Source organism: Rahnella inusitata (assembly GCF_003263515.1).
Taxonomy (GTDB): Bacteria; Pseudomonadota; Gammaproteobacteria; order Enterobacterales; family Enterobacteriaceae; genus Rahnella; species Rahnella inusitata.
Window position 1 is genome coordinate 193,570 of the sequence record NZ_JYDE01000015.1, and the last position, 24,413, is coordinate 217,982.

A 24,413-nucleotide genomic window follows, 5' to 3' on the forward strand; every position below is an offset into this window, starting at 1 on the left:
AAGACCTTACCTACTCAACATACGAAGGACATCATCATGAAAACATTACTCCGTACCGCTATCTGTGCATCTCTTCTGCTGAGCACCGCGTCAATGGCTGCAATGTCTCAAAACACCACCATGGTCGGTGGCGCTGAAATGTATCCGTCCAAAAATATCGTAGAAAATGCCCTGAATTCTAAAGACCACACCACGCTGGTCGCCGCCGTGAAAGCCGCCGGTCTGGTGGATACCTTGCAGGGCAAAGGCCCGTTCACCGTGTTTGCACCCACCAACGCCGCGTTTGCCAAACTGCCAGCAGGCACCGTCGATAATCTGGTGAAACCAGAAAACAAAGCCACGCTGACCAGCATCCTGACCTACCACGTGGTGGCGGGTAAATATGAAATGAAAGATCTGGAAAAACTGCTGAAAAAAGGCAACGGCACCGCGGAACTCAAAACCGTGAACGGCCAGCCACTGTGGATCCTGAACAACGGCCCGCACAATATTCAGCTTAAAGATGGCAAAGGTAATATTGCCAACATCAGCACCTATGACGTCCAGCAGAAGAACGGGGTGATTGATGTTATCGATACCGTCCTGATGCCTAAATAATACCGACTATACTGAGAGCTGGATCCCCTTATAAAACAGCATCTCAGACAGTCAGGACGGGCGAATGCATGACCCTTTGTTAAATACGCCAACACCAGAGAAAGCGCTGGAAGTACAGCGTGAGCTGATGAGCGCCATGGCCGTTGGCGACCGTCAGGCATTTGAACAGCTTTACCGTCTGACCTCCCCGAGGCTTTTCGCCGTCGCATTACGTATGCTGCGGCGGCACGCCTGGGCGGAAGAAGTCTTGCACGACAGCTACATCACCGCGTGGAACCGGGCGGCGTCTTACAACCCCGCCCTCAGTTCCCCGATGACCTGGCTTACCCACATTGTCCGCAACCGCGCCATCGACTGGATGCGCGGGCGCGACAACCAGACAGACGAACTTGACGACAGCGTGGCGGACCTTTACGTCGAACAAAGTGATGAGCCCCTGCAACGTTTGCAGCAGGACAGCGATGCCAAAATTCTGGCCAACTGTCTGGCGCACCTTCCCGCAGAGCAAAGACAAAGTCTGATCCTGGCCTATTATCAGGGTCTGTCTCATGGCGAGGTTTCATCTCATTTACAACAACCGCTGGGGACGATTAAAAGCTGGATCCGTCGCGCCCTGGAACACTTAAAGAGCTGCGTCGGACTATGAAAAGCAGAAGCCATTATCATGCTGCACTCGCGGCTGAATATGCGCTCGGCACCTTGCGCGGCGCAGCAAAAATTCAGTTCGAGCAAAAAATGCGTGACGACCCTGAACTGGTGGCCGAAGTGGCCCGCTGGCAGGAAGCCTTCACGCAGCTGGATAACCACATTATGCCGGTGATCCCCCCTGCCTCGGTGTGGAAACGCATCCGACATAATCTGGATCTACAACCGGTTAAACGCACGGTAACGCCGAAAACGCCCGTTCGCGGTTATCTCGGCTGGGCGCTGGCCGCAGGTCTTGCAGCATTGCTGCTGATCCCGCGTCTGCTGGTGCAACCTGCCGCGCCACTGCCGGTAGCCATACTTGCCAGCAGCACCGGTGCTCAGGGCGGGCAATGGGTGGTAAGCGCTGACATGAGCACGCGCAGCCTGATGCTGACGCCGCTGAATGCCCAACGCGTGGCGGCAGACCGCAGCCTCGAACTCTGGGCTATTGCGCCGGGGGGCAAACCGCAATCGCTTGGGTTACTCAATACCCAACAACCGACACAGCTTACACTGGCCGCCAAAATGCCGGATCCGGGCTTTACGCTGGCGATCAGTATTGAACCGCACGGTGGCTCTCCGACCGGCCAGCCGACTGGCGCGGTACTCTACAGCGGGGCTCTGGCACTCTGAGAGTACAAATTTCCGACAGTCATTTTCATCAATAATCAACGGCGGGAAATATTTACGCCGTTGATTATTGATAAGGCTGGATATTATGGAGTAAATAATCATTCGCAAGCGTTAATATTTCTCATTCTCGTGCCAGCGCATTGGGAATATATATCCCCACACGTCATGTAACATTCTTAAATATTTAACACTTACCGTACGCGATTATTTTCCTCCGTTCAGGAACATTCCTATCCACCTTTAAAATCAGCATGATAAGTTAATTACAACTGTTCGTGATGCATTATTTGGCACACGCTATCAGAACGATAGGAAGGACTTTCCAGCAAAACTGAGATTTATTGCTATACTGAATCCAGTTACGAAACAAAGTCATTTATAACAACTCAATGAAGAGGATATCTATTATGAGTACAGCCAAACTGGTCAAAACGAAATCTTCTGAACTCATTTATACACGCAACGATGTAGATGAAAGTGTAAAACTGGATACGATCAAAGTGTTGAACCGTCTGGTAACTGAGTTTATCGATCTGTCGCTGATCACCAAGCAGGCGCACTGGAATATGCGTGGCGCTAACTTCATCGGCGTACATGAAATGCTGGATGGATTCCGTACTGCAATCACCGAGCATCAGGACACCATCGCAGAACGTGTCGTGCAGTTAGGTGGCGTGGCGCTGGGTACCGTACAGGTAGTTAACGATAAAACGCCACTGAAAAGCTACCCGACCAACATTCATACCGTGCAGGAACACCTGAAAGCACTGGCAGAACGTTACGCCGTGGTCGCGAATGATACGCGTAAAGCGATCGGTGAAGTGGAAGATGAAGACACCGCAGATATATTCACCGCCGCGTCCCGCGACCTGGATAAATTCCTGTGGTTCATCGAATCCAACATCGAGTAATCAGGACTCGATTACCGCAGTTGAAAGCTGCGGCATAATAACGGATCAATGCTAAAAAGAAGGTCAGTGGCGAAAGCGACTGGCCTTTTTTGTTTCCATGCCTCATCCCTCTCTGCAATCCTCTTTTTGCCTCTGAATTTACCCTTCAACGTACATTTGCATACCAATCTGAATAATAACCATTATGAATAGTTTCACCATAAACTAATTGATGACTATTGCGTCGTGAAACCGGTACCACTATGCGACTGATTATTAGGACTTTTATTATCGTCCTAAGAAACATCTTAGACCCATAGGCCAGATGAATGGTTTAAGGCAAATTAATAGACCAAAGCAATTTTACAAGTTTGTGAGATGACCTGTAACTTGCTGAAATATTTGGTCGTAACCTTTACTTTTTTGTGAATTTAAACATTTCACTAAATCAATGAAAGTAAAAGAAATTCAGACAAGGGACGTTCACACCGGCATTAATCCTCAGAAAGCGACTTATGGATAAGTGACTCCCCTCCCCGGCGGCATGACAGCAGTGAAATGCTAAGCCGCTTCCCACAATCTGACCCCGATCTCAGCACATTGGTAGCAGTAAGCCAGGGGCGGTAGCGTGGAAAATCGTAAAAAAACTGGAATAAATCGATGGCACGTAGTGGCTTGGAAGTACAAAAAGCGGCGATTAAAGCGCTCTTTTTAAGGGAAATCAAAACCCGTTTTGGTAAGTTCAGACTTGGCTACCTGTGGGCAGCATTAGAGCCTATGGCGCATATGCTGATTTTGTTGGCTATTTTTGGCTATATCATGCACCGCACCATGCCAGATATTTCTTTTCCGGTATTTTTGATCAACGGTATTATTCCCTACTTCGTCTTTAGCAATATCACCAACCGGTCAATTGGGGCAATAGAGGCCAATCAGGGATTATTCAATTATCGTCCTGTTAAACCCATTGATACAATTCTCGCCAGAGCGATATTAGAGACCGTGATTTATGCAGTTGTCTATGTATTGCTGATGGCCATTGTCGGGTTGCTCGGTGAAGAATTTGAAGTCACTAAACTCATTACACTTGTTATGGTATGGGTGCTGCTGGTTTTATTCTCCTGCGGCATTGGCCTTATTTTTATGGTTGTCGGCAAAACCTATCCTGAGACTGAGAAATTCCTGCCCATTCTCGTCAAGCCACTCTATTTCATCTCATGCATCATGTTTTCGCTCCACAATATCCCGAAAGAATACTGGCCTTATTTATTGTGGAATCCGATTGTTCACGTCGTGGAACTCAGCCGTGAGGCAGTTGTTCCCGGTTATATCAGCGAAGGCGTCAGTTTAAATTATCTGGCTGGCTGTACGTTGGTGGTCTTATTCATCGGCCTGGCCCTTTACCGCAATCGTGAAGAGGCGATGCTGACATCATGATAAAAATTGAGAATCTGACTAAATCTTACCGTACGCCTAAAGGCAGACATTACGTCTTTAAGGATCTTAATGTCGAACTCCCCTCGGGTAAAAGCGTCGCCTTAATTGGCCGTAACGGGGCAGGTAAATCGACTCTGCTACGTGTTATTGGCGGTATCGACCGCGCTGATTCAGGCTGCATTCATACCGATAAAACCATTTCATGGCCTGTCGGACTTGCCGGTGGGTTTCAGGGCAGCCTGACCGGGCGAGAGAACGTCAAATTTGTCGCACGTCTCTATGCCAGACCTGAAGAACTCAAGGACAAAGTCGCCTTTGTCGAAGAGTTTGCAGAACTGGGTAAATACTTTGATATGCCTATTAAAACCTATTCTTCCGGCATGAAATCACGACTTGGTTTCGGCCTGAGCATGGCGTTTAAATTTGATTATTATCTGGTAGACGAAGTCACAGCGGTTGGCGATGCGAGGTTTAAGCAGAAATGCGCAGACCTCTTTAAAGCCCGCCATAAGGAAGCCAGTTTTCTGATGGTTTCTCATAGTCTGGGATCACTGAAGGAGTTTTGTGATGTGGCGTTGTTTATTGGCAGAGATAATAAAGTTAAATATTTTGAATCAGTAGCAGATGCCATCGAAACGTATAAGACTGACGAGGGCATATAAAAACTTGCAATAGCCGAAAACAATGAAACATGCATCCTCAATATATAAGTCAACGGTGCTATTGATAAACATAAAATCCTTTCAGGATTGTCGCTCTGTATGAAAAAAATTAGAAAGTTCATAAAAAGCCCCGGTGTATTTTTTCGGGACTACTTTAACAAAAAATATCCAATCATAAGAAATGAAATATTGTGCCCTGAGTTAGAGGAGAATATTCTACTTCGTCACGATCTGGCGATGGAAGAACTCATCCATATCAACTTCCCGATAGACGTTGTTTTTACATGGGTTGATGATTCAGACCCTATATGGAAAAAGAAATATCAGCACTTTAAATCAGTTGCGGAAGCGGGATCACTAGGTAACTTTGCTACAGATACCGCAAGATTCAGCAATCATGATGAGATCAGGTATTCAATTAAAAGCATTGAGAAGAATATTCCCTGGGTAAGAAATATTTTTATAATCACTGACGACCAAAGACCTGCGTGGCTTAAATCTGATGATAAGATCAGAGTTATTGATCATAAAGATATTATTGATAAAAAATACTTACCCACTTTCAATTCTCATGTAATAGAAGCTCATCTTCACAAAATTCCGGATCTCGCTGAACATTTTATCTATTTCAATGATGATGTATTTGTAGCAAGACCTCTTCCTCCAGGGCATTTCTTCAAAAACAGAGGAATATCATCTCTATTTTTATCACAAAAAAGCCTGAGATCTATGCAGGAACGGGGAACGAATACACCAACCTTGTCAGCATCCTTGCAAGCTTCAGATACTTTTGAGAGAGATTTCAAAATCTTAATCGATACGCCTTTAGTTCATACGTATGTCCCCCTTCGGAAAAGTATCTTTGAGGAAGCATGGCGTCTGTATGAGACGAAAATCAATGGCTTCTTATCAAATAAATTTAGAACAAACCACGACTTGAACTTAGCAACGTTTTTTGTGCCCTGGCTTAGCTATATTACCGGTAAGGCCACACCGGCGAGAGACATTTGTTATTACTTCAATATCAGATCTACCGCAGCGAGAAGTTACTTTAAAGCGTTAAAACAGGCACGCAAAGACGGTGTTCTCCCCCACTCTTTTTGTGCTAATGATTTCAACACGCAGAAAGCTTCGCTAGAAAAATATCAACTCGTCTTAAGTACAGCACTTAAATATCACTTTGAATCTGAGAATGAAAATGTTTAATAGAAAACTGAAAAAATTAATTCGCGATCCTAAATTGTTTTTTCATGATCTGATAAAGAAACACGAGAAAAGAATTAAAACACTGAAAAAAATCCAAATTAAAGGCGGTTATAAATACACAGTAGTATCAGCTGTATATAATGCGGAAAATTATTTAGATGAATTTTTCAAATCTCTGACATCTCAATCTTTATGTTTCAAAAAACACATTAAAATAATTGTTGTTGATGACGGTTCGCAAGATAATTCTTACAAAGTAATAGAAAAGTGGTGCCGCAAATACCCAAATAATATCTTCGGGATGCAGAAAGAAAATGGTGGACAGGCGTCCGCGAGAAACTTAGGTTTAACAAAAGTTGAAACTGAGTGGGTAGGTTTTATAGACCCAGATGACTTCGTTAACAAAGAATATTTTGCAACTATAAACTCTCATATTGAAAATAATAAAACTATTGATATAGTAGCCTGCAAAATGATTGTTTATAAAGAAGAGAGCAAAAGCTTTGCTGATACTCAACCTCTGAAATTCTGTTTCGATAAAAAAGAAACCTTAAAAAATTGTAATGATCTTGAAGAACTTATTCAACTATCTGCTAGTTCAGCTTTGTTTAAAACTAAAATAATTAAAGAAAATGAAATAACATTTAATCATGAAATTAAACCAAACTTTGAAGATGGTAAGTTTGTAATTGATTACATGAGTAATTGTGGTGGGAAAATAGCATTTATAAATCAGGCCAATTACTTTTATAGAGTTCGTGAGGACAACAGTTCAACGACTAATACACAGTGGGAAAAAGTTGAAAAATATAGTAATGTTCTTGAATACGGATTACTCGCGATGCTCAAGGACTACCATCAAAAAAATAATGGTAAGGTTCCAAGATTCGCTCAACGCACAGCATTATACTTTTTAATACAGTACTATAATAGAATTCTTAACAATGAATCATCAATAAGTTTTTTAAACGATGTACAGAAAAAGTCACTCCTTACGCATCTTGATAATATCTTTAATTATATTGATGACAATGAGATTTTAAAATTTAATTTACTTGGGGCTTGGTTCTTTCATAAAGTTGGCATGCAAGCGCTGTTCAAATCTGGTGCTGGATATAACTTCCAAATTGCATACATTAAAAACTTTGATACATTTAAAAAAGAAGTACTAATTTCATATTTTTGTAGCAGCCCAAATATAGAAGAAATTAAAATAGATGGTCAGCAAATTATACCAAACAATATAAAAACAATTAAACATACTTTTTTGGGAAGAGTGTTTATTGAGCGGTTAATATGGGTTAATTTCAGCGATACAAAACAAAAATTGTCTATTAAACTTCACAAAAATACCGATATATCTGTAATTGGGCAAAACTTCAAAGGCTCTGTATCTTTAGAAAAAGTCAAAAATATATTTTTCTCTAAATCACCAACTAAACATGAAGATAGGAATACTTGGCTCTTTATGGATTCCGACACTAGAGCCGATGATAATGCAGAACATCTCTATCGTTATGTTAGAAAATATCATCCGGAAATAGATTCAGCTTTTGTGTTGAGAAAAAGTTCAGAAGACTGGGGTAGATTAGTAAATGAAGGATTCAATCTAGTAGAATTTGATACACCGGCCTTCCAGAGTTATTACGAAAAAGCTGGTGTCCTTTTAAGTTCACATATCGATAAGTGTTTTACTCAGTACAAAGGTAAATATTCATTAGCAAAGAAGAAATTTATTTTTCTTCAACATGGCGTTACCAAAGATGATATTTCTTCATGGCTTAATAACACATCTCGAATAGATGGTATTTTAACTTCTACTTATCAAGAGTACGCTTCATTAAGTAATCCACATTCCCCATATAATTTTGATCCAAGATGTGTAGCGTTAACTGGCATGCCACGTTATGACAATTTGGTTTCAATTAGTAAGACTAGTAGTAAAACAAATATTCTTATAATGCCTACATGGCGCAGAGATCTAGTTGGTAAGACTTTAAAACAAACATCTGGAAGAAGTTATAACCCAGAATTGAAAAACTCTGATTACTTTATATATTGGCAAAATGTATTATCTTCAAATGCGCTAAGAAAAATCGCATCAGAAGGGAAATTGAATGTTGTATTTATGCCTCACCCTAACTTAGTCCCTTACATCAATGACTTTTCAATCCCAAGTTACATCGAGATCATTAAATGCAATGAAACTTCTGTGCAGGATTTGATTTCTAAAACAAAACTATTATTAACAGACTACTCTTCAATAGCATTCGATGTCGCATTATCTGGTGGCGAATGTATCTACTATCAGTTTGATGAAAATCAAGTGTTTTCAGGAATGCATACATACTCTCGGGGCTACTATAGTTATAAAAATGATGGTTTTGGCCCTGTGGTCTATAATGAAGTTGACCTTTTTGATCAAATCACAGCTATTTTAAATGGAAAGTTGAAATCTTCTTTTACCGCCCCAAATAGTGTTTTTTCCTTCATTGATGAAAATAACTGTGAAAGAGTCGTATCCGCGATTTCAAAAATAATTTCACCGGAACAAGTTACTGATAAATCATCTGTCATCTATGAATATGCAAATATGGCTATGGCAAATGAAAACTGGGAACTAGCACTTAGCAGATGGTTTATGCTTATTACTGAGCCACATGAGGTCTATCACACAGAAGCAAAAACTAATATTATTAACCTTCTTCTTAAGCTAAATAAATTCGCTGAAGCTATTAATTTATTCCCAGAATTTTTTGGCGAAAACATCGATGAATTGACACCAGAACTAATTATAATTTTAGCAAAAATTAAGATGATTAATTATAATTGGTCAGATGCTGTTTCAATATTAGAATCTAAGTTAATTCTTTCTAGAAGTGAAGAGATTTTAATTTTGCAATGCCTAGCAGAACTAAACGATATAAATTCATTCGAGGCTATTTTAGGCAAGCATGAGAATAAAATACAGGATGAGTCTGAAGTATTATGTACTTCGTTAAAATATCTATGCCTAAAAGAATGGATAGAGTTAGCAGAGTATCTATCTGCTAATATCTATTTATTCAAGGAAAGTGAACACATCGAATTCAAACCCTATTTATTATTATCTCGTGCCTATCAGGAGATTGGTGATTTAGACCAAGCTAATATTTGTCTCCAGCAGCAGGAGTCATTTGATAAAGGTAATATATTACTTCGCTATCAAATTGCAAGATTGGCCAATAAACGTAAACAATGGAATAAGGTTACATCCCAAATATTAGCTACTAATATTTCTTTAGATATTATCCCGCTAGATTTACTGACAATTTATATTCGCGCCTTACGTTTCCAAGGTAAACAACTGGAAGCTCTTCAAATTATTGATTCATTACCAAAAACAGCTCCTATAAATAGTGAACTTCTAATTGAAATAGCTGAATTGCATTTTGAACTTAAGAACTGGAATCTCTCGGCAGATGTTTGGATGAAATTAACTCAAGAGTGTGACCTCTCATATTACAAATTAGCATTTATTTATCGCAGATTAGGTATGATTGAAGAAGGCCTGAGTTTATTACTGAAGAAAGGACTCCGTTCACCTATAATGCTCGAAGAATGGATATTACGTGCTGAGCTCGCTGAATTAGTAGGGGAATGGGATGAGGCGACACACAGTTGGTCATCGATCCTACGCTATCATTCAGAGAATGCACCAAACTATTGCTGGGAAAGACTTAGTAACTCAAGGATCTTAAGTAATATGAGTTTATTATCAGGTTCAATTTCTAACCGTGATAACAACAATGTAAATCGCATGTGACAGTCCTAGCAACCAATGAATTAGATAAATAAAATGTCGAAAATAGAAAACAAACATTATTTCAAAGATTACCATGTACAATATGTGTTTTCCCCTGCAAAACAAGATAGAAAACATCTATTGGTTGTATTTTCTGGTTTTGGCCTTGATTATGATTTTTACGGGGCTACTTTAGATGGTTGCAGATCTAATATCCTCTGGATCAAAGATGAATTCAAAGGAGGTAACACATATTACTTATGTGTTAACCAAGATTTCACAATAGAAGAAGCTGTTATAGACCTGATAAATACAACGTTGGAAAAATTACTTCTTACTGAAAAACAATGTACTTTATCGGGTTTTTCAAAGGGAGGCAGTGCTGCTTTATATTATGGTCTAAAGTATAACTTCTCAAACATTCTGACTTCATGCCCTCAAATTAAAATTGGGAGTTATCTAAAAAATAACTGGCCATCTAAAGTTGAACACATCTTCGGAAAGCATTCTACAAATGAAACGGTAGATTTCTTTGATTCGTTAATACCAAAATTATTAGAAACTAAAGATATTTCACAAAAAAACATATATTTTATTACCTCAATCAAAGATGAGCAGTATCCTGACCAAATAAAACCTTTTTTGTCATACTATATCAAATGTAATAATTTCAATATAATAGATACTAATTCAACGTTAGCCTGGCAACATAATAAGATTACTAAATATAATATACCTATTATCTTATCCATAATTTACGCTCACGGAGAGGGAGTTTTTCCTCATTTTGGATATGTTTCAAATGGAATCCCCGAGTATAATGACATAACGTATCAAGAAGAATTAAAAACCCTTCAAAGTAGGAAAGAAGTTGTCGCAAAAATAAATAAAGTTAAGCTCGACTCAAGTATATTTCACCTCGATGGAATAGGATTAATTAAAGGCTACGAGTGTAATTCGTATGAGAAAATAAAACATAAAGTGATATTTTCCTCAGATACTAAATCTTATGAATATCCTCTTGGTAAAATCCTGAATGAAGATTTATCTTATCAGTTTTTTGAAAGTGTATTTTGCGACTATACTGCGGCACAAGTCACCTCTATAGGTCAGAAAGGGATTGATATATCTGCTTTATCTGAAGGAGTCTATGAGGTTAAGTGCCTAATTGAAGTTAATAAGTTATCTATTATCGAAAATTTTGAGTTTGCAAATAACTCTAACGTTCAAAGTACTTACGATAATAAAATAATAAGTATATTTAGTAAAACTGGGAAAATTTTTATTAGTGTTAATAATCTAGATAAAATAAATGAACCGAAAGTATTTTCTGTAGAACAGAAATGGCTCCGTGATGGGAAACTTCACTATGAAGGGGTGTATGTAATCAAAGGAGTGGAGATAAATAATTGGGGTGATGCTGGTTATTATATAAAATTCATTTCTGATGGATGTACAATAATAAAAAAAATAGGTTTGTCACATCGTGAATCTTTAAATAAATGTTTCTCTGATCATTTCGGGCTTTATTCTAAGGCTTACTATTCTACTATTGGGAATGAAGGTATTTATATTAATGACCTACCTGATGGTATATATAAAATAAAAATAATCTTGAACAAGCAAGGTTTGATTTTCGAGGAAGACACTGGCGATCTTCTTGAGATCAAAAATAATAATTATGCAATCAAGTAATATTTCATTGATATGTATTCTCTAATATTTGAGAAATATGTTTATAACGCATTATTTAATTAGACCAGGGTCATTATTATGTATCTAAAAAATCATTCTGATATTGCAAATAATATTATTAATTATTCAGACAAAGAAAATGATAAAATTAAAGTTCTTTTTTTTGGGAAAAATAATAAATTAACTGTCCATCCCGAGGCTAAAATAGCAGGCACTACCATCCGGTTTGATTGTGATGATGGTGTTTGTACTATTGGAAATAATAGTTTCAACGGATTCATTCGTATTGGACAGGGATGCTCCGTAACTATAGGTGACCAAGTCACATGCACCAACGGATGCTATATTTCCACAGCAGAGAATACAAGTGTTACTATAGGTAATGATTGTATGATAGCATCGGCCAATGAAATACGTACAGATGATGGACATCCGATTTTTGATATAATCTCTGGTAGGAGAATAAATCTATCGCGTTCAATAACAATTGGAGATCATGTCTGGCTTGCAGCTAAATCAATTGTTCTCAGTGGATCATCAATTGGCAGGGGTAGTGTTATTGGTTTGGGAAGTATCGTCAAAAGTGCTATTCCAAATAATAGCATTGCAGTTGGAGTACCTGCTAAAACAATCAAAAAAAATATCGCTTGGGAGAGACCGCATCTAACTTTGGTTAAACCTTTTATAAAACCTGACTCCTCATTTATTACTAAATCACAATATTGGGATTTAACCTGTGAGGAGGAACCTGTAGTTATCAAAAAAAAGAGTATCTTTTCTAAGATTTTTAGATTTTAAAATTAAACAACGTATAACTATCATAAAATTTATTTTTTATATTCCCGCAAGTAATATTACACGAACGCTACTTTTTTAGTTACTAATTTTATTATCATTCCCGTTATCTGATATTAATTTTCCTCCTGCCACAAACCTATTCCCCTCCACCAAATTATCATCCGCATAATCGTTAAAATACTTCCTGCTTCCATCTCTCGGCTTATCTCCACAATCAAATCCTGATAAGTCCCGGTTCTGCCGGGATGCCAGCCAGATGCCTACGGGCTCATTCACAAACGTATTATTGCGGATGACGTTATGGTCGCTATGCTGCCAGCGGATCACCGATTTGCCGGTGCTGAAATGCTCGCCGCAGTTCTTATACAAAAACACGCCCCCTGCCCCGTTGGATTCGAAACGGTTGCCTTCGATAAGGTTATAGGCCGATGAATCCACGGCCAGCCCTTCGCGTTTACCCTTGCCGAAACTCTTGTGTCCGTTATTGATGATTTGGTTACCGACAATGGCGTTGTTGCGCGATGAATGTTCCAGATAGATGCCGGACATATAGGAGTCGCGAACGACTGAGTTCTTTAGCGTGGAATGGGTGACGTAATCATCAAAATAAATCCCTACGCGGCCACTGCCGGTGACTTCAACGTTCTCGAGGTTCACACGGGTCGGCGTGCGCCGGTAGTTCTCAGCGTGGTTGGGGCTCAGTTTGTTGGCGGCGATGTCGGAGGTGATGCAGATACCGCTGTGCGTATAGTTTTGAATTTTGCAGTTTTTGATGGTGACATCAGACAGCGGTTTGCCTTTGCTGTTAACAACAATACCAAATGACTTTTCGTTACGGCCATCAAGGATTGCGCCACGGCAATCCAGGGTCGTATGGCTACGCGTTATCATTATCTCCTGATGATAAACGCAGGATGGCTGTAACGAGACGTGGCCGTTAATCACCGGCACTTTGCATTCACGTGAATCAGAGGCAGAAGCGCGGTCGGCGCAGGCTGAGAGGGATAAAGGCAGAACAACCATCAGAGAGAAAAATGCACAGGGTGTAAACTTCAGGGTTTCTCGCATCTGTGCATAGTCCTCTTGTCTGTCAGGAAAGCTGTCGCTTAATGTAGTTAATTACCAGTTTCTCACTGATAAATACCGGCTTGTATTGGGAGTCGGCAATGGCCGCTTTGTCCTTCTTATACCCGCCATAAAACACCGCATTAATCTGCGTATTCTTCAGCAAGTATAGCCGGAATTGTTTGAACAACTTCATATCAGGCGCGAATCCTGAGCACCAGAACTGGTTCAGATGTCCCTGATAGGTAATGCCTTTGATGTCATACAGTGCGTTGCCCATCACCTTCAGCGGCTTGTTGTGGATCAGTGCTGAGATCCCCGCCGTGCTGTTGATGGTAACCACCGCTTTTGCATGTGTGAGCAGCTCCGGCATCGGCAGGTCATGCACGTAGATCACCCGATTGGCGATGCCGTATTTTTTGCCCAACTGGCGGATCAGCGGCGCGTATAACCGATGTCCGCGATCCATCGGGTGATGCTTAATCACCAGAAACTCGGTTGAGGCCGCTTTCTTAGCGAAGGAATGCATCACTTCATTAATGTAATCGCGCACATCTTTATACGGGCTGTGGTTGCGGATCTGGCTGTCGTTGTACACCTGCAAAATCGCCAGGAAGTAACGCTGATCCAGCCCGGTCTGTAACTGTTTGAGGACATTGCGCTGGTCAAAAGCATACAGCTTCTTACGCCAGGCTGCGCGGATCCAGCAGCGGGCCTCGTACCACGGCGAAAAGGATTTATGGTGGCGGTATTTTGGGAACTCGTTTCGGTGACGCCAGCCCGCCAGATAGTAAGCGGTCGCATGCCAGTAGCGTGAAGCCGCGCTTGGCTTGAGATGTTCGATCTCCGGCATGGTCATCTCTGGCAGACGACGATAAAACTCGGCATCGCGCGGCAGGCCGGAGTAAGCATTCACACCGTTCTGTTCCAGCGTGATGTAGTGCGGACGCAGGTAGCCTTCTTCGAACGCCAGGAACCGGATGCCTTTGGCTTGCGCCCAGCGTTTAGCGGCCTGATGTAAAGGACGACAATCCCCGAAACACACGATGGTATCGAAGTCGTATTCCTGCCAGGTCTCTTTCAGCCAGGTCGGAAACTCATTCGGGGTCTGCTGGTACAAGCGGTATTCACGATTGCGCGAATACCGCCTGTCGCCGCCGTTAAAGACGACGTTCACCGCTTCCCGCCCCAGAGACTCAAGCCACTGTGCTAAATCGCTGAAAAAGGGTCCCATCGGGCCCTGCAACAGCAGATATTTTTTTCCAGAAAGTAATGTCGTCAGCGCCTTACTGTCCATTTTCATCCACACCATAAATACAGAGTAATGAACTGATTCACTTAATAAATGTAACCCGAATCAGCATGAGCAATTTTCTGTAATAGCGGACTATCCTGCCCGCTTTAATTCTTGTGAACTGCAATTCAGCCCGTGGCGTTGCAGCAAGTAATTCAACCGCCTGCTCCGCTAAAATGGGCTCCCGACTTTGCGGGTTGATATACGACGGGTAGGCAATCAGCGCCTGATAAACCACATCGTCTAACCGGAGGCGGCGCGTACGGCGTGAACATGAATGTTCATCCTGCGTCAGCCCCCATCCGGCATAAAATGGCATGCCGTAACACACCACTTTTTTACCGTGCAATAAGGCTTCAAATCCTGACAGTGAGGTCAGCGTGTGCAGCTCGTCGGCGGCCTGAATACACTGAATAATGTCTGCATCTAACGCCTGACTGTCTGCCCAGCGGCGGACATCCTCCTCTGGAATCTGCCCCTGCCGGTTCCCCACCAGAACGTCCGGGTGCGGTTTATAAATGATGTAGGCATCCGGATTACGCTCGCGCACGGTGCGCAAAAGCCCGCCATTGGTATTCACAGATATCGTACCGGTCAGGATCGACGCATCGTCCTCGACCTGCCCTGGTACCAGAATCACGGTCTTGCCAGAAGCCCCGGCGGGTAACGTGAACGCCGCACCGAGGTTATATTTACTGACTTTGCTGGCAACCAGCGTCTCGCGCAGCGCGGCAGCGCGTTGCTGCTGATACGCCGTCAGGTCGCTGTTACCGAGCAGCAGCTCGAGATCGCTTGGGCGTGTGGCATCGTAATAAATACCGGTTTTATCCAGCACCAGCGAAAGCGGCGGATGCAGGTCAGAGCCCAGACCGGCCGAGCGCAGAAAACCGTCTTCCATACGCCATTGCGGTAACTGGTGTTGCTCTGCGTTGGCAGACCACTTCGCCTCACCTTTTATGCCCCACACGACGCAGGCGGACTCACCGGCAAAGCGTTTACTGAAATTCACTTTGTTGCTTTGGGTGCGCAGAAACGGTGCCAGAATACTGCGCTTCCATAGCGTCAGGCCGGGTGACCACAGGCGCCCTGCCCGCTGCTGGTGATGCTGGCGTTGCATCAGCAGCCAGTTCAGGACATCAAAAATTATGCCACGCTGACCGTTCACCGGGTTGATATAACGCGAGTAACGCAAACACGCCGCACTGAACAACTCTTCGAGAGTGGCTGCGCCGCGTCGCGCATTCAGCGTTGCCGATTGCGCGTGGCGATCGTCCGTCAATCCCCAGCCGGCATACCACGGCTGGCCAAATACGCTGACCGGTTTGCCGGCGATCAGCGCCTCAAAGCCGTAATTAGAGGTCACCACGTACACGCGGCTGACCAGACGCAGCAGCGACTGCGGGCTGACATCCGTCGCCAGCAATCTGATGCGCGGTTGCTGTTTCGCAAGTTGCGCAATCTGACTGAAATATCCCGCTTTTTTACCCTGAAGTACGTCCGGGTGAATCTTCACCCAAATCTCGGCTCCGGGGTTCTCCGCTATTGCGGCCTGCAACATGCTGTCGAACTGTTCTGCTCCGGCGTTGCCGTAAACCACGGCCATATCACCAAAGGTCTGATCGACCACCAGCACCGCGCCCTGCGGCGGCTGCGTGAATGTGCACGCCGGTGCCTGGTTGTATTTGGATAAATCCCCGCCGACGATCATCTGCATCGCCTGACGTGCATCTTCATGCAATAACTGGTTCTGTTCCCGCTGGTGAATCAACGTCTCCAGCGAGCTTGGGCGCGAGGCGTCGTAATACATCCCCTGCGTATCCAGCACCATCGAGAGTGGCGGCGAACCGGTCACTCCCAGCCCGAGAGAACGGATAAACCCGTCTTCGAGGCGCAGCACCGGCAGTCGCTTTTTCTCCGCCAGCACAACCGCTTTGGCGCCGGTCGGGCGATAGCCCCACACGGCAACCTGCGTGATATCTTCCGGCAGCGGCCGCACCAGCGACACCTTGCAGAAAGGCTCACCGAGGAACTGCTCAAGATGCGGGATACGTGCGATCCCGCCAGAAAAAATCCCAATCATTACAGGGTCAGAACCACTTTCGCGGCCACGGCCAGCTGGTAAAGAATGGTCGAGATGCCACGCGTGACTTCGATGTTCTTCGATTCGTACTTCGGCAGAACCATCAGCTCGTCGCCCGGTTGCAGCGTTTTCACATCTTCCGCATTCAGCGCTTCGCCGTTCTGCTTGATCAGGATGACTTTGGAGTTACCCGCTTTCTGGGTGAATCCACCGACTTTCTCGATGTAATCTTCCGGGCTGAGACCTTTCTGCCAGCTCACCGCGTTCGGGAACAGCACTTCGCCGTGGATCATAACCAGCGAGGTTTTCTCAGGAATGTTGATGACGTCGCCATCTTCCAGAATCACCTGATTCAGGTTGTCTTCGCTCAGTACCACTTCACCTTTCGGTACCACCTGACGCGCTTTGTTAACAAAGCGGCTGACCAGCTGGGCTTCCTGCATACGCAGACGGCCTTCTTCCTGAGTGGAAGACTGGGCAGACAGCGAGGCTTCTTCGAGTTTTTGCAGCGTCACATCCAGCATCTCTTTCTGGCGCAGGGCAACCGAGCGGCGATAAAGCTGGATAGCGTTAATCTGCGACATGCTGTTAGTGCGAATTTTTGGTAACAGCTGGCTCATGGTCGCGCCGTAAGGCAGTACCACGGCGTGTTCGCCGGAATGAGCGCCTTCGATACGCACCTGAATGGTTCCCGCATAGCGGTCAGAGCTGACGATCAGTTTGTCGCCATCCTGTAATGAGCGGCCAGGTGCAGAACTCAGAGGGTAATACTCGCTGCGCTTCATGCTGCCCTGCTGGCGAATGATGGTCATGTGGGTTGCGCCCGGCTTCGGACGTGCCCAGCTCAGCGCTTCGCTGACCGGAATGGTGCTGTCGCGAAATTCGAAGTCGTAGCTGTTGAACACGTCGCCCTCTACGCTGAACGTATGCTGACGCGGGCCGACCACAATGGTGTCGCCGTCGGAGAACTGCGAAAGACGCAGATCGCCGTTAAGCAGGAAATCATAAAGATTGATACGGGAACGGACGCGGTCGTTGTGCTTGACCACAATATCCACGTAGCTGCCGCGCTCGGTATCCACCCCGCCCGCTTTGCTCAGATACGAAAGCAAGGAGTCAGAGGCCACGCCGCCGTACAAGCCAGGATTAGTGACATAACCGGTCACAAACACTTTTACCGGCTGCGCCTGAAGCAGTGAGGCGTACACATTCACGTTCGCCTGATACACCTGTTTCACCTTAGTGGTGATCACGCTGTTCAGCTGGCTGTTGGAAATCCCGGCCACTTTCAGCGGGCCGACGTTTGGCAGGAAGATGTTCCCTTTCGGGTCAACGGTCAGCGCACCGTCGAAATTGAACGCGCCCCACAGGCGGATCTGCACCTGATCGCCCAGCCCGATGATGTAGTTCGGGTTAAAGCCGATGCTTGCGCCGTTGTCTGACGCGGCGCTGCCGTTAAACAGCTGTGCGCCAAACATGCGGCTCATCACCGCCGAGGCCACCGGACGCGGCGAATCATCAAAACCGCTGTCAGACGTGGTCTGCTGAGATTGTCCCGACAGGAATCCCGGCAACGGCGCAGCGCCGGTCATATTCGGATCGGCATTAATCCCGACGGCATGGGCCTGTGTTAACTGGCAGGCAAGTAAAATCAAAATGGACTTCAATAATTTCATAACAAGCTCTGTGTGCGATTCTTCAGGCTAAAAGGGATAGCGGAACAAACCGCGTTAATCTTTGTGGTCATCGATGACCGCCAGCAATAATTTGATCGTTCCGAACAGCAGGCAGCAGATCAGCAGCCAGCTGGCGATCATGTAAGGCGTATTCGGGAATTTGGATTCCTGCGGCAGTTGCGGTGAACTGATCACCGACAGCACTTTCAGTTTGCGCGCCGCTTCAACGCGGGTCTTTTCAATTGACGTCAGCGTGAGTTTGTAGAGATCGGTATCGAACTGAACTTTGGCTTTAATCTCTTCAAAATCCACCGCCATGCTGTTGAGCTTGTGGCCGTCCGGCGCGGTGATTTTGCTTTTTTCCTGATCGATCTGTTTGCCCAGTGACGTAATCGCATTCTGGGCGCTGATGACCTGCGGTGCATCTTCACGCAGATAGGTCAGCAGATTACGTAACTCCGCCTCCATCTGAATTTTCTGGCCAACCAGCGTATTCACCAGCGTGGTGGCCGCGATAGCCTGCGCTTCAGGATCGAGAATGTTGTTCTGGTTCTGGTAGGCGAGTAACTGCGTTTTGCTGGTATTCAGACGCGCACGCGCTTGCAGCATTTCATTTTCAGCAAACGCCTGCTGGTCGCGGGCGATTTTATGCGAGATTTCGTTGATGAAACGTTCTGACTCTTTCAACACCGCTTTGTTGAACTGCTCGGCAAATTCAGGGGTAAAACCCTGTGTACCAATCGTCAGCAGGCCGGTTTTGTCATCGTAAGTGACAGAGATACGGTCGCGGTAATAATTGAGGAACTGTTCACGGGTGGAATCTTTTGGCAGGTGATAGAAGAAATCCAGGCCGCTCTGACCAAAGACTTCATGGAAATTAAGTTGTTTATCCAGCACCGCGAGCATATCCGGAGAGTTGATATACTCTTTTAAATACATTGCGTCTTCAGCCGTACTCGGGTTCGCGGCACCGAGCAGCAAACCGACATTCAGGCTGCTGCCGCTGATGTCATTAGAACTTTTGATAGCAACGGTGGATTCACTGAGATAACGCGGATGACTGAAAATCAGCAAATAGACGATCAGCAACGCCATCGGCAAGCCGATGATGATTTTACCCAAATTCTGGTTGAGCGTAGCCAAACTCAGGAGAGGAGATCGACGAACCCTGGCAATGTGTTCACCGGGCCATGCGGACTTCAATTTTTCAATAAACATTTCTTATCATCATGACAAATAGCACGTTTTTAACATCGTGCTTTATTAAAAGTACCGTGAACCTGCTCATGTATCCCTTGCAAATGGATCACGGTGCGCAATGTTTTTTAGTCGAAGATTCGAACCAGCCCGGCGACGTTATTCTCGTTATCGGTCACCAGCAGCACCGAGACGCGGTGCTTTTGCATCAGTGTTTCTGCGTCGGTGATCATCATGTCCACCGGCAAAGTCAGCGGCGAGCGGGTCATCATGTCTGCAGCACAGGCATTGTCGAGCTGTGCACTTTTTTCCATATAGCGGCGTAAGTCGCCGTCGGTAATAATCCCGACCAGCTGCTGCTGTGCATTATTGACCGCCACCATTCCCTGACAGCCACAGGTAATGGCTGAAATCACCTGACGAAAACCGGTTTCCTCCCCAATCGTGGGAACATGAGTTTGCATGACGTCCGAAACACGGGTTAGCAAACGGCGTCCGAGAGAACCACCAGGATGATAACGGGCGAAATCAGTGGGCAGGAATTTACGCTGACGGATCAACGCGACGGCCAGCGCATCGCCAATTGCCATGGTCAGCGTGGTCGACGTCGTCGGTGCCAGATTATTCGGGCAGCTTTCACTTTCCATCATCAGCTCAAGCGTGGCGTCGGCGTGCTTCGCCAGCGTCGAGTCGCTGTGATTGGTAATCGCAATAATGCGGTTACCAAACTGGCGCAGTGACGGGATTAATTTAAGAATTTCATCGGTTTCCCCGCTGGCTGAAATGAGAATCAGCAAATCGTACGGGGTGATCATGCCCAAATCGCCGTGGAAGGCTTCAGCGGGATGAATAAAGAAACTTGGAGTACCGGTAGACGCCAGCGTCGCGGAAATTTTTCGTCCCACATGGCCGGATTTACCCATACCCGAAAGAATGACATGACCTTTGCATTCGATGATCAGCTTAAGCGCTTGCTGATATTGCTGGCTGTCGAGCTGCGTAGAAAGGCGATGCAGTGCTCCGGCCTGTTCAGAAAGCGTACTGCGTACTGATTCAATCAGACCGGGTTGTATAGAAGCGCCCGTTATGCCGCCAACTACCTGATTATCTGCCACGTTAATGCCCTGATTGGGTAAAACACACTCAAAAGCTACTGCCCGAGTGGTTACTCATTATGGTTAGCCGATCAAGTAAAATGTGCCCTGAAGAAGTCCATTTCATGGTCTGGCCGGTCGCTACTGCGATGCAGTATGAGAAATTGAATGAGGGTCGAAGGATGCACATCCGCAAAGCTGTGTATTTTCTGCTGACTAAAAAATTTTCTGCTGACTAAAAAAGTTACAGATTAGCGAAAAAACACACAAATTCACGCGTGTGATAAACAATAGAAACACATTCACTCAATCGATGCATTTTTTAACATAGAGCACGATATAACACAAACTCTATCGGAGTATTCTTAGGAGAAAACCGACTATAATTAAGGATTATTGTGTGGCCAGAAGATTTCAATAGTTTGTTATATAACAAATAGTTATTTGTATATGACAAAGTTTTTCACTGGTCGAATTGTAAACGAATTGGATTTTTCTCAATAAATCAGTCGTATAAAAAGTGAGGTCATTATGGCAAGCGGATGGGCGCAAGATGGCGCAGTTCAAGATCAGATTGATTCCACGGTAAACGATGCAGTCGATCGCGCACGTCAGGCATTAGGCCATGGCGAAAGTGCGGAATTTTGTCACGAGTGTGGTGAACCTATTCCCGAAGCACGCAGAAAGGCGCTCAGGGGCGTGCAGTATTGTGTGACCTGTCAGGCTGCGCTGGACAAAAAACAGCAAGATCACGCGGGTTACAATCGTCGCGGCAGCAAAGACAGCCAGCTACGTTAATCTCCCTCCCTGTGTTCTTTAACAAGGGTTGCACCATTATGGTTCAACCAAAGTGATTTCCCCCGTGAATATCCGGTTCCCCGCCTTAACATCTGCTTCAAAATTGAGCACAGGTTTTGCTCCCGTTCTTAAAAAGTTAGAGCGAGTTATCATTTGCGCAGCGTAGTTGTTAATTAATGATTGTTTAAAACACAACATCTGGTTAATGATAAAGCGCTGCACCACAAGAGAACATTGCAAAGTGTAACAATGCACCACATCAGTGCATTACCCTCTCAATTTACTGCTTTATCGGTTCAGCTTGCCGTTAACCCATTGAATTTTAATATTCATCAATTTTGGCATAAATTTTGCATTAAAGCGTCGTAACATAAGATCGTTCCCATAATATGTACAAAGGAAATTCACTGATGAAGTCACTCTTAAAAGTTTCCCTGGCCGCGTTAACTCTGGCCTTTGCCGTTAGCTCACACGCAGCAGACAAAAAACTGATCGTAGCTACCGACACTGCGTTTGTACCGTTTGAATTCAAACAAGGCGACAAGTATGTCGGCTTCGATATCGACCTGTGGGACGCGGTCGCTAAAGAGATGAAAGTCTCTTATGAACTGAAACCAATGGACTTTGGCGGCATCATCCCTGCCCTGCAAACTCACAACATCGATCTGGCGCTGGCAGGTATCACCATTACGCCTGAACGTAAAAAAGCGATCGACTTCTCTGACGGCTATTACAACAGCGGCCTGATGGTGATGGTTAAGAGCAACAACGACGCCATCAAAAGCGTGAATGATCTGAAAGGCAAAGTGGTTGCAGTGAAAAGCGGCACCAGCTCCGTTGACTACATGAAAGCCAACGTGCAGACCAAAGATCTGCGTCAGTTCCCGAACATCGACAGCGCCTACATGGAGCTGGGCACAGGCCGTGCGGATGCGGTGATGCATGACACCCCGAACATCCTTTACTTCATCAAAACTGCCGGTAAAGGTCAGTTCAAAGCGGTTGGCGATTCACTGGCTGGCCAGCAATACGGTATCGCATTCCCGCAGGGCAGCGAACTGCGCGAGAAAGCCAACGCCGCGCTGAAAACCATCAAAGAGAATGGTACCTACGCTGCAATCTATAAAAAATGGTTCGATACCGAACCTAAATAAGCGTCGTTCATTTAAGTCGTTCCTTTTATAGATATATGACTTGAGATAAAGCGCCTGTACGACATCGTCAGTTCAGGCGCAGTTTTGTTTTACCAGGAGAATATCCATGCAGTTTGACTGGAGCGTAATTTGGCCCGCTCTGCCTATCCTGCTCGAAGGCGCCAAGATGACATTGTGGATCTCGGTCCTCGGTCTGGTTGGCGGTCTGATTATCGGTGTGATTGCGGGTTTTGCCCGCGCGTTTGGTGGCTGGTTTAGCAGCCATATCGCACTGGTCTTTATCGAGCTCATTCGCGGTACGCCAATTGTCGTACAAGTAATGTTCATCTATTTCGCCCTGCCGATGATGGTTCCCGATCTGCGTATCGATCCCTTCAGCGCGGCAGTGGTTACCATCATGATCAACTCCGGTGCGTACATCGCTGAAATTACGCGTGGCGCGGTGTTGTCAATTCACAATGGCTTCCGTGAGGCCGGGCTGGCGCTGGGTCTGTCCCGCCGCGCGACCCTGCGTTACATCATCATGCCGCTGGCGCTGCGCCGCATGCTGCCACCGCTGGGTAACCAGTGGATTGTGAGTATCAAAGATACCTCGCTGTTTATCGTCATCGGTGTCGCCGAGCTGACCCGTCAGGGCCAGGAAATCATCGCCGGTAACTTCCGCGCCATGGAAATCTGGAGTGCGGTTGCCGTTATCTATCTGATCATCACGCTGGCTCTGAGCTTTGTTCTGCGCCGCTTAGAACGCAAACTGAAAATTATATGATTGAATTCAAGAACGTCTCAAAACACTTTGGCAAAACCCAGGTGCTCCACGACATCGATCTGAACATTTCTCAGGGTGAAGTCGTGGTTATTATCGGTCCATCAGGTTCCGGTAAATCCACACTGCTGCGTTGCATTAATAAGCTGGAAGAAATCACCTCAGGCGATCTGATCGTTGATGGTCTGAAAGTGAATGATCCGAAAGTAGACGAACGTCTGATCCGCCAGGAAGCCGGTATGGTTTTCCAACAGTTCTACCTTTTCCCGCACATGACGGCACTGGAAAACGTGGCCTTCGGCCCGATCCGCGTCCGTGGTGCATCAAAAGAAGAAGCCAATAAACTGGCAAAAGAACTGCTGGCGAAAGTCGGTCTGTCTGAACGCGCGCATCACTATCCTTCAGAGCTTTCCGGTGGTCAGCAACAGCGTGTAGCGATTGCCCGCGCGCTGGCGGTGAAACCTAAACTGATGCTGTTTGATGAGCCCACGTCGGCGCTCGATCCGGAACTGCGTCACGAGGTGCTGACCGTAATGAAGCAACTGGCTGACGAAGGCATGACGATGGTTATCGTGACCCACGAAGTCGGTTTCGCCGAGAAAGTCGCCTCGCGGTTGATCTTCATCGACAAAGGTCGCATTGCGGAAGACGGCAAACCGGCGGATCTGGTGAATAACCCACCGAGTGAGCGTTTACGCGAGTTCTTGCAGCACGTTTCTTAAGGCAGAAGCCGCTGGATCTTAGCTCCTCCCCCTGCGAAGGGGGAGGCTGGGTGGGGGTATAGCAAGCAATACCTTTGTTCAAAGCACACATCAACTTCTTGATTTGACTTTAAAACCCCACCCCAACCCTCCCCTTCGCAGGGGAGGGAGCTGTTGCAGAGACCTTTATATTTGTACTGTT

The 24,413-nt window shown here is 45.3% G+C and carries 20 protein-coding genes; 14 read left to right on the forward strand and 6 right to left on the reverse strand.

Features of this window, described 5'->3' with window-relative positions:
* Positions 1-36 precede the first annotated feature (36 nt).
* From TU92_RS09500 to TU92_RS09545, 10 genes are all read left to right on the forward strand, one after another.
* Positions 37-597, forward strand: a complete 561-nt coding sequence (locus tag TU92_RS09500) for a fasciclin domain-containing protein (RefSeq protein ID WP_112166540.1) — start codon at positions 37-39, stop codon at positions 595-597.
* A gap of 64 nt (positions 598-661) precedes the next feature.
* The gene (locus TU92_RS09505) at positions 662-1,243 is read left to right on the forward strand and encodes an RNA polymerase sigma factor (RefSeq protein WP_112166542.1); all 582 of its coding nucleotides are present in this window, start codon (positions 662-664) and stop codon (positions 1,241-1,243) included.
* Positions 1,240-1,917 carry an anti-sigma factor gene (locus TU92_RS09510; RefSeq protein WP_112166544.1) on the forward strand — a complete coding sequence of 226 codons (678 nt, stop codon included), beginning with the start codon at positions 1,240-1,242 and terminating at the stop codon, positions 1,915-1,917. Before TU92_RS09505 ends, TU92_RS09510 begins: the two co-directional genes overlap by 4 nt.
* Positions 1,918-2,324: 407 nt before the next feature.
* Positions 2,325-2,828 (forward strand): DNA starvation/stationary phase protection protein Dps, encoded by a 504-nt coding sequence (gene dps, locus TU92_RS09515; protein ID WP_112166546.1) that lies wholly within the window; start codon positions 2,325-2,327, stop codon positions 2,826-2,828.
* 639 nt (positions 2,829-3,467) lie between these two features.
* Positions 3,468-4,244, forward strand: coding sequence for an ABC transporter permease (locus TU92_RS09520; RefSeq protein WP_112166548.1), 777 nt, complete (start codon positions 3,468-3,470; stop codon positions 4,242-4,244).
* On the forward strand, positions 4,241-4,906 hold the full coding sequence (locus TU92_RS09525) for an ABC transporter ATP-binding protein (protein WP_112166550.1): 666 nt from the start codon (positions 4,241-4,243) through the stop codon (positions 4,904-4,906). Before TU92_RS09520 ends, TU92_RS09525 begins: the two co-directional genes overlap by 4 nt.
* Positions 4,907-5,005: 99 nt before the next feature.
* On the forward strand, positions 5,006-6,112 hold the full coding sequence (locus tag TU92_RS09530) for a stealth family protein (RefSeq protein WP_112166552.1): 1,107 nt from the start codon (positions 5,006-5,008) through the stop codon (positions 6,110-6,112).
* Positions 6,105-9,917: a CDP-glycerol glycerophosphotransferase family protein gene (locus TU92_RS09535; RefSeq protein ID WP_167457469.1), complete on the forward strand. Its 3,813-nt coding sequence runs from the start codon at positions 6,105-6,107 to the stop codon at positions 9,915-9,917. The genes TU92_RS09530 and TU92_RS09535 overlap by 8 nt, the downstream gene beginning before the upstream one ends.
* Before the next feature lie 33 nt (positions 9,918-9,950).
* Positions 9,951-11,591, forward strand: a complete 1,641-nt coding sequence (locus tag TU92_RS09540) for an accessory Sec system protein Asp2 (protein WP_112166557.1) — start codon at positions 9,951-9,953, stop codon at positions 11,589-11,591.
* Positions 11,592-11,669: 78 nt separating this feature from the next.
* Positions 11,670-12,389, forward strand: coding sequence for an acyltransferase (locus TU92_RS09545; protein ID WP_112166559.1), 720 nt, complete (start codon positions 11,670-11,672; stop codon positions 12,387-12,389).
* Between the two features lie 75 nt (positions 12,390-12,464).
* On the opposite strand, the gene TU92_RS09550 is transcribed toward TU92_RS09545, so the two are convergent.
* From TU92_RS09550 to TU92_RS09575, 6 genes are all read right to left on the reverse strand, one after another.
* Complete coding sequence (locus tag TU92_RS09550) at positions 12,465-13,457, reverse strand: NosD domain-containing protein (RefSeq protein ID WP_112166561.1); 993 nt, start codon at positions 13,455-13,457, stop codon at positions 12,465-12,467.
* A 22-nt stretch (positions 13,458-13,479) separates the two neighbouring features.
* Positions 13,480-14,751, reverse strand: a complete 1,272-nt coding sequence (locus TU92_RS09555; protein WP_112166671.1) for a capsule biosynthesis protein — start codon at positions 14,749-14,751, stop codon at positions 13,480-13,482.
* Between the two features lie 37 nt (positions 14,752-14,788).
* A complete protein-coding gene (locus tag TU92_RS09560) occupies positions 14,789-16,828 on the reverse strand; it encodes a capsular polysaccharide biosynthesis protein (RefSeq protein WP_112166563.1) in 2,040 nt (679 codons plus the stop codon).
* Positions 16,828-18,504, reverse strand: coding sequence for a polysaccharide biosynthesis/export family protein (locus tag TU92_RS09565; RefSeq protein ID WP_112166566.1), 1,677 nt, complete (start codon positions 18,502-18,504; stop codon positions 16,828-16,830). The genes TU92_RS09560 and TU92_RS09565 overlap by 1 nt, the downstream gene beginning before the upstream one ends.
* A gap of 54 nt (positions 18,505-18,558) precedes the next feature.
* On the reverse strand, positions 18,559-19,722 hold the full coding sequence (locus TU92_RS09570; protein ID WP_244207739.1) for a capsule biosynthesis protein: 1,164 nt from the start codon (positions 19,720-19,722) through the stop codon (positions 18,559-18,561).
* Positions 19,723-19,829: 107 nt separating this feature from the next.
* Positions 19,830-20,816: a KpsF/GutQ family sugar-phosphate isomerase gene (locus TU92_RS09575; protein ID WP_244207740.1), complete on the reverse strand. Its 987-nt coding sequence runs from the start codon at positions 20,814-20,816 to the stop codon at positions 19,830-19,832.
* Positions 20,817-21,326: 510 nt separating this feature from the next.
* On the opposite strand from TU92_RS09575, the gene TU92_RS09580 reads away from it, so the two are divergent.
* The 4 genes from TU92_RS09580 (at position 21,327) to glnQ (ending at position 24,232) form a co-directional block, all read left to right on the forward strand.
* Positions 21,327-21,593 (forward strand): DksA/TraR family C4-type zinc finger protein, encoded by a 267-nt coding sequence (locus tag TU92_RS09580; RefSeq protein WP_112166570.1) that lies wholly within the window; start codon positions 21,327-21,329, stop codon positions 21,591-21,593.
* 410 nt (positions 21,594-22,003) lie between these two features.
* Positions 22,004-22,747, forward strand: coding sequence for a glutamine ABC transporter substrate-binding protein GlnH (glnH, locus tag TU92_RS09585; protein ID WP_112166572.1), 744 nt, complete (start codon positions 22,004-22,006; stop codon positions 22,745-22,747).
* A gap of 106 nt (positions 22,748-22,853) precedes the next feature.
* A complete protein-coding gene (glnP, locus tag TU92_RS09590) occupies positions 22,854-23,513 on the forward strand; it encodes a glutamine ABC transporter permease GlnP (RefSeq protein ID WP_112166574.1) in 660 nt (219 codons plus the stop codon).
* The gene (gene glnQ / locus TU92_RS09595; protein ID WP_056782351.1) at positions 23,510-24,232 is read left to right on the forward strand and encodes a glutamine ABC transporter ATP-binding protein GlnQ; all 723 of its coding nucleotides are present in this window, start codon (positions 23,510-23,512) and stop codon (positions 24,230-24,232) included. Before glnP ends, glnQ begins: the two co-directional genes overlap by 4 nt.
* Positions 24,233-24,413: the final 181 nt, after the last annotated feature.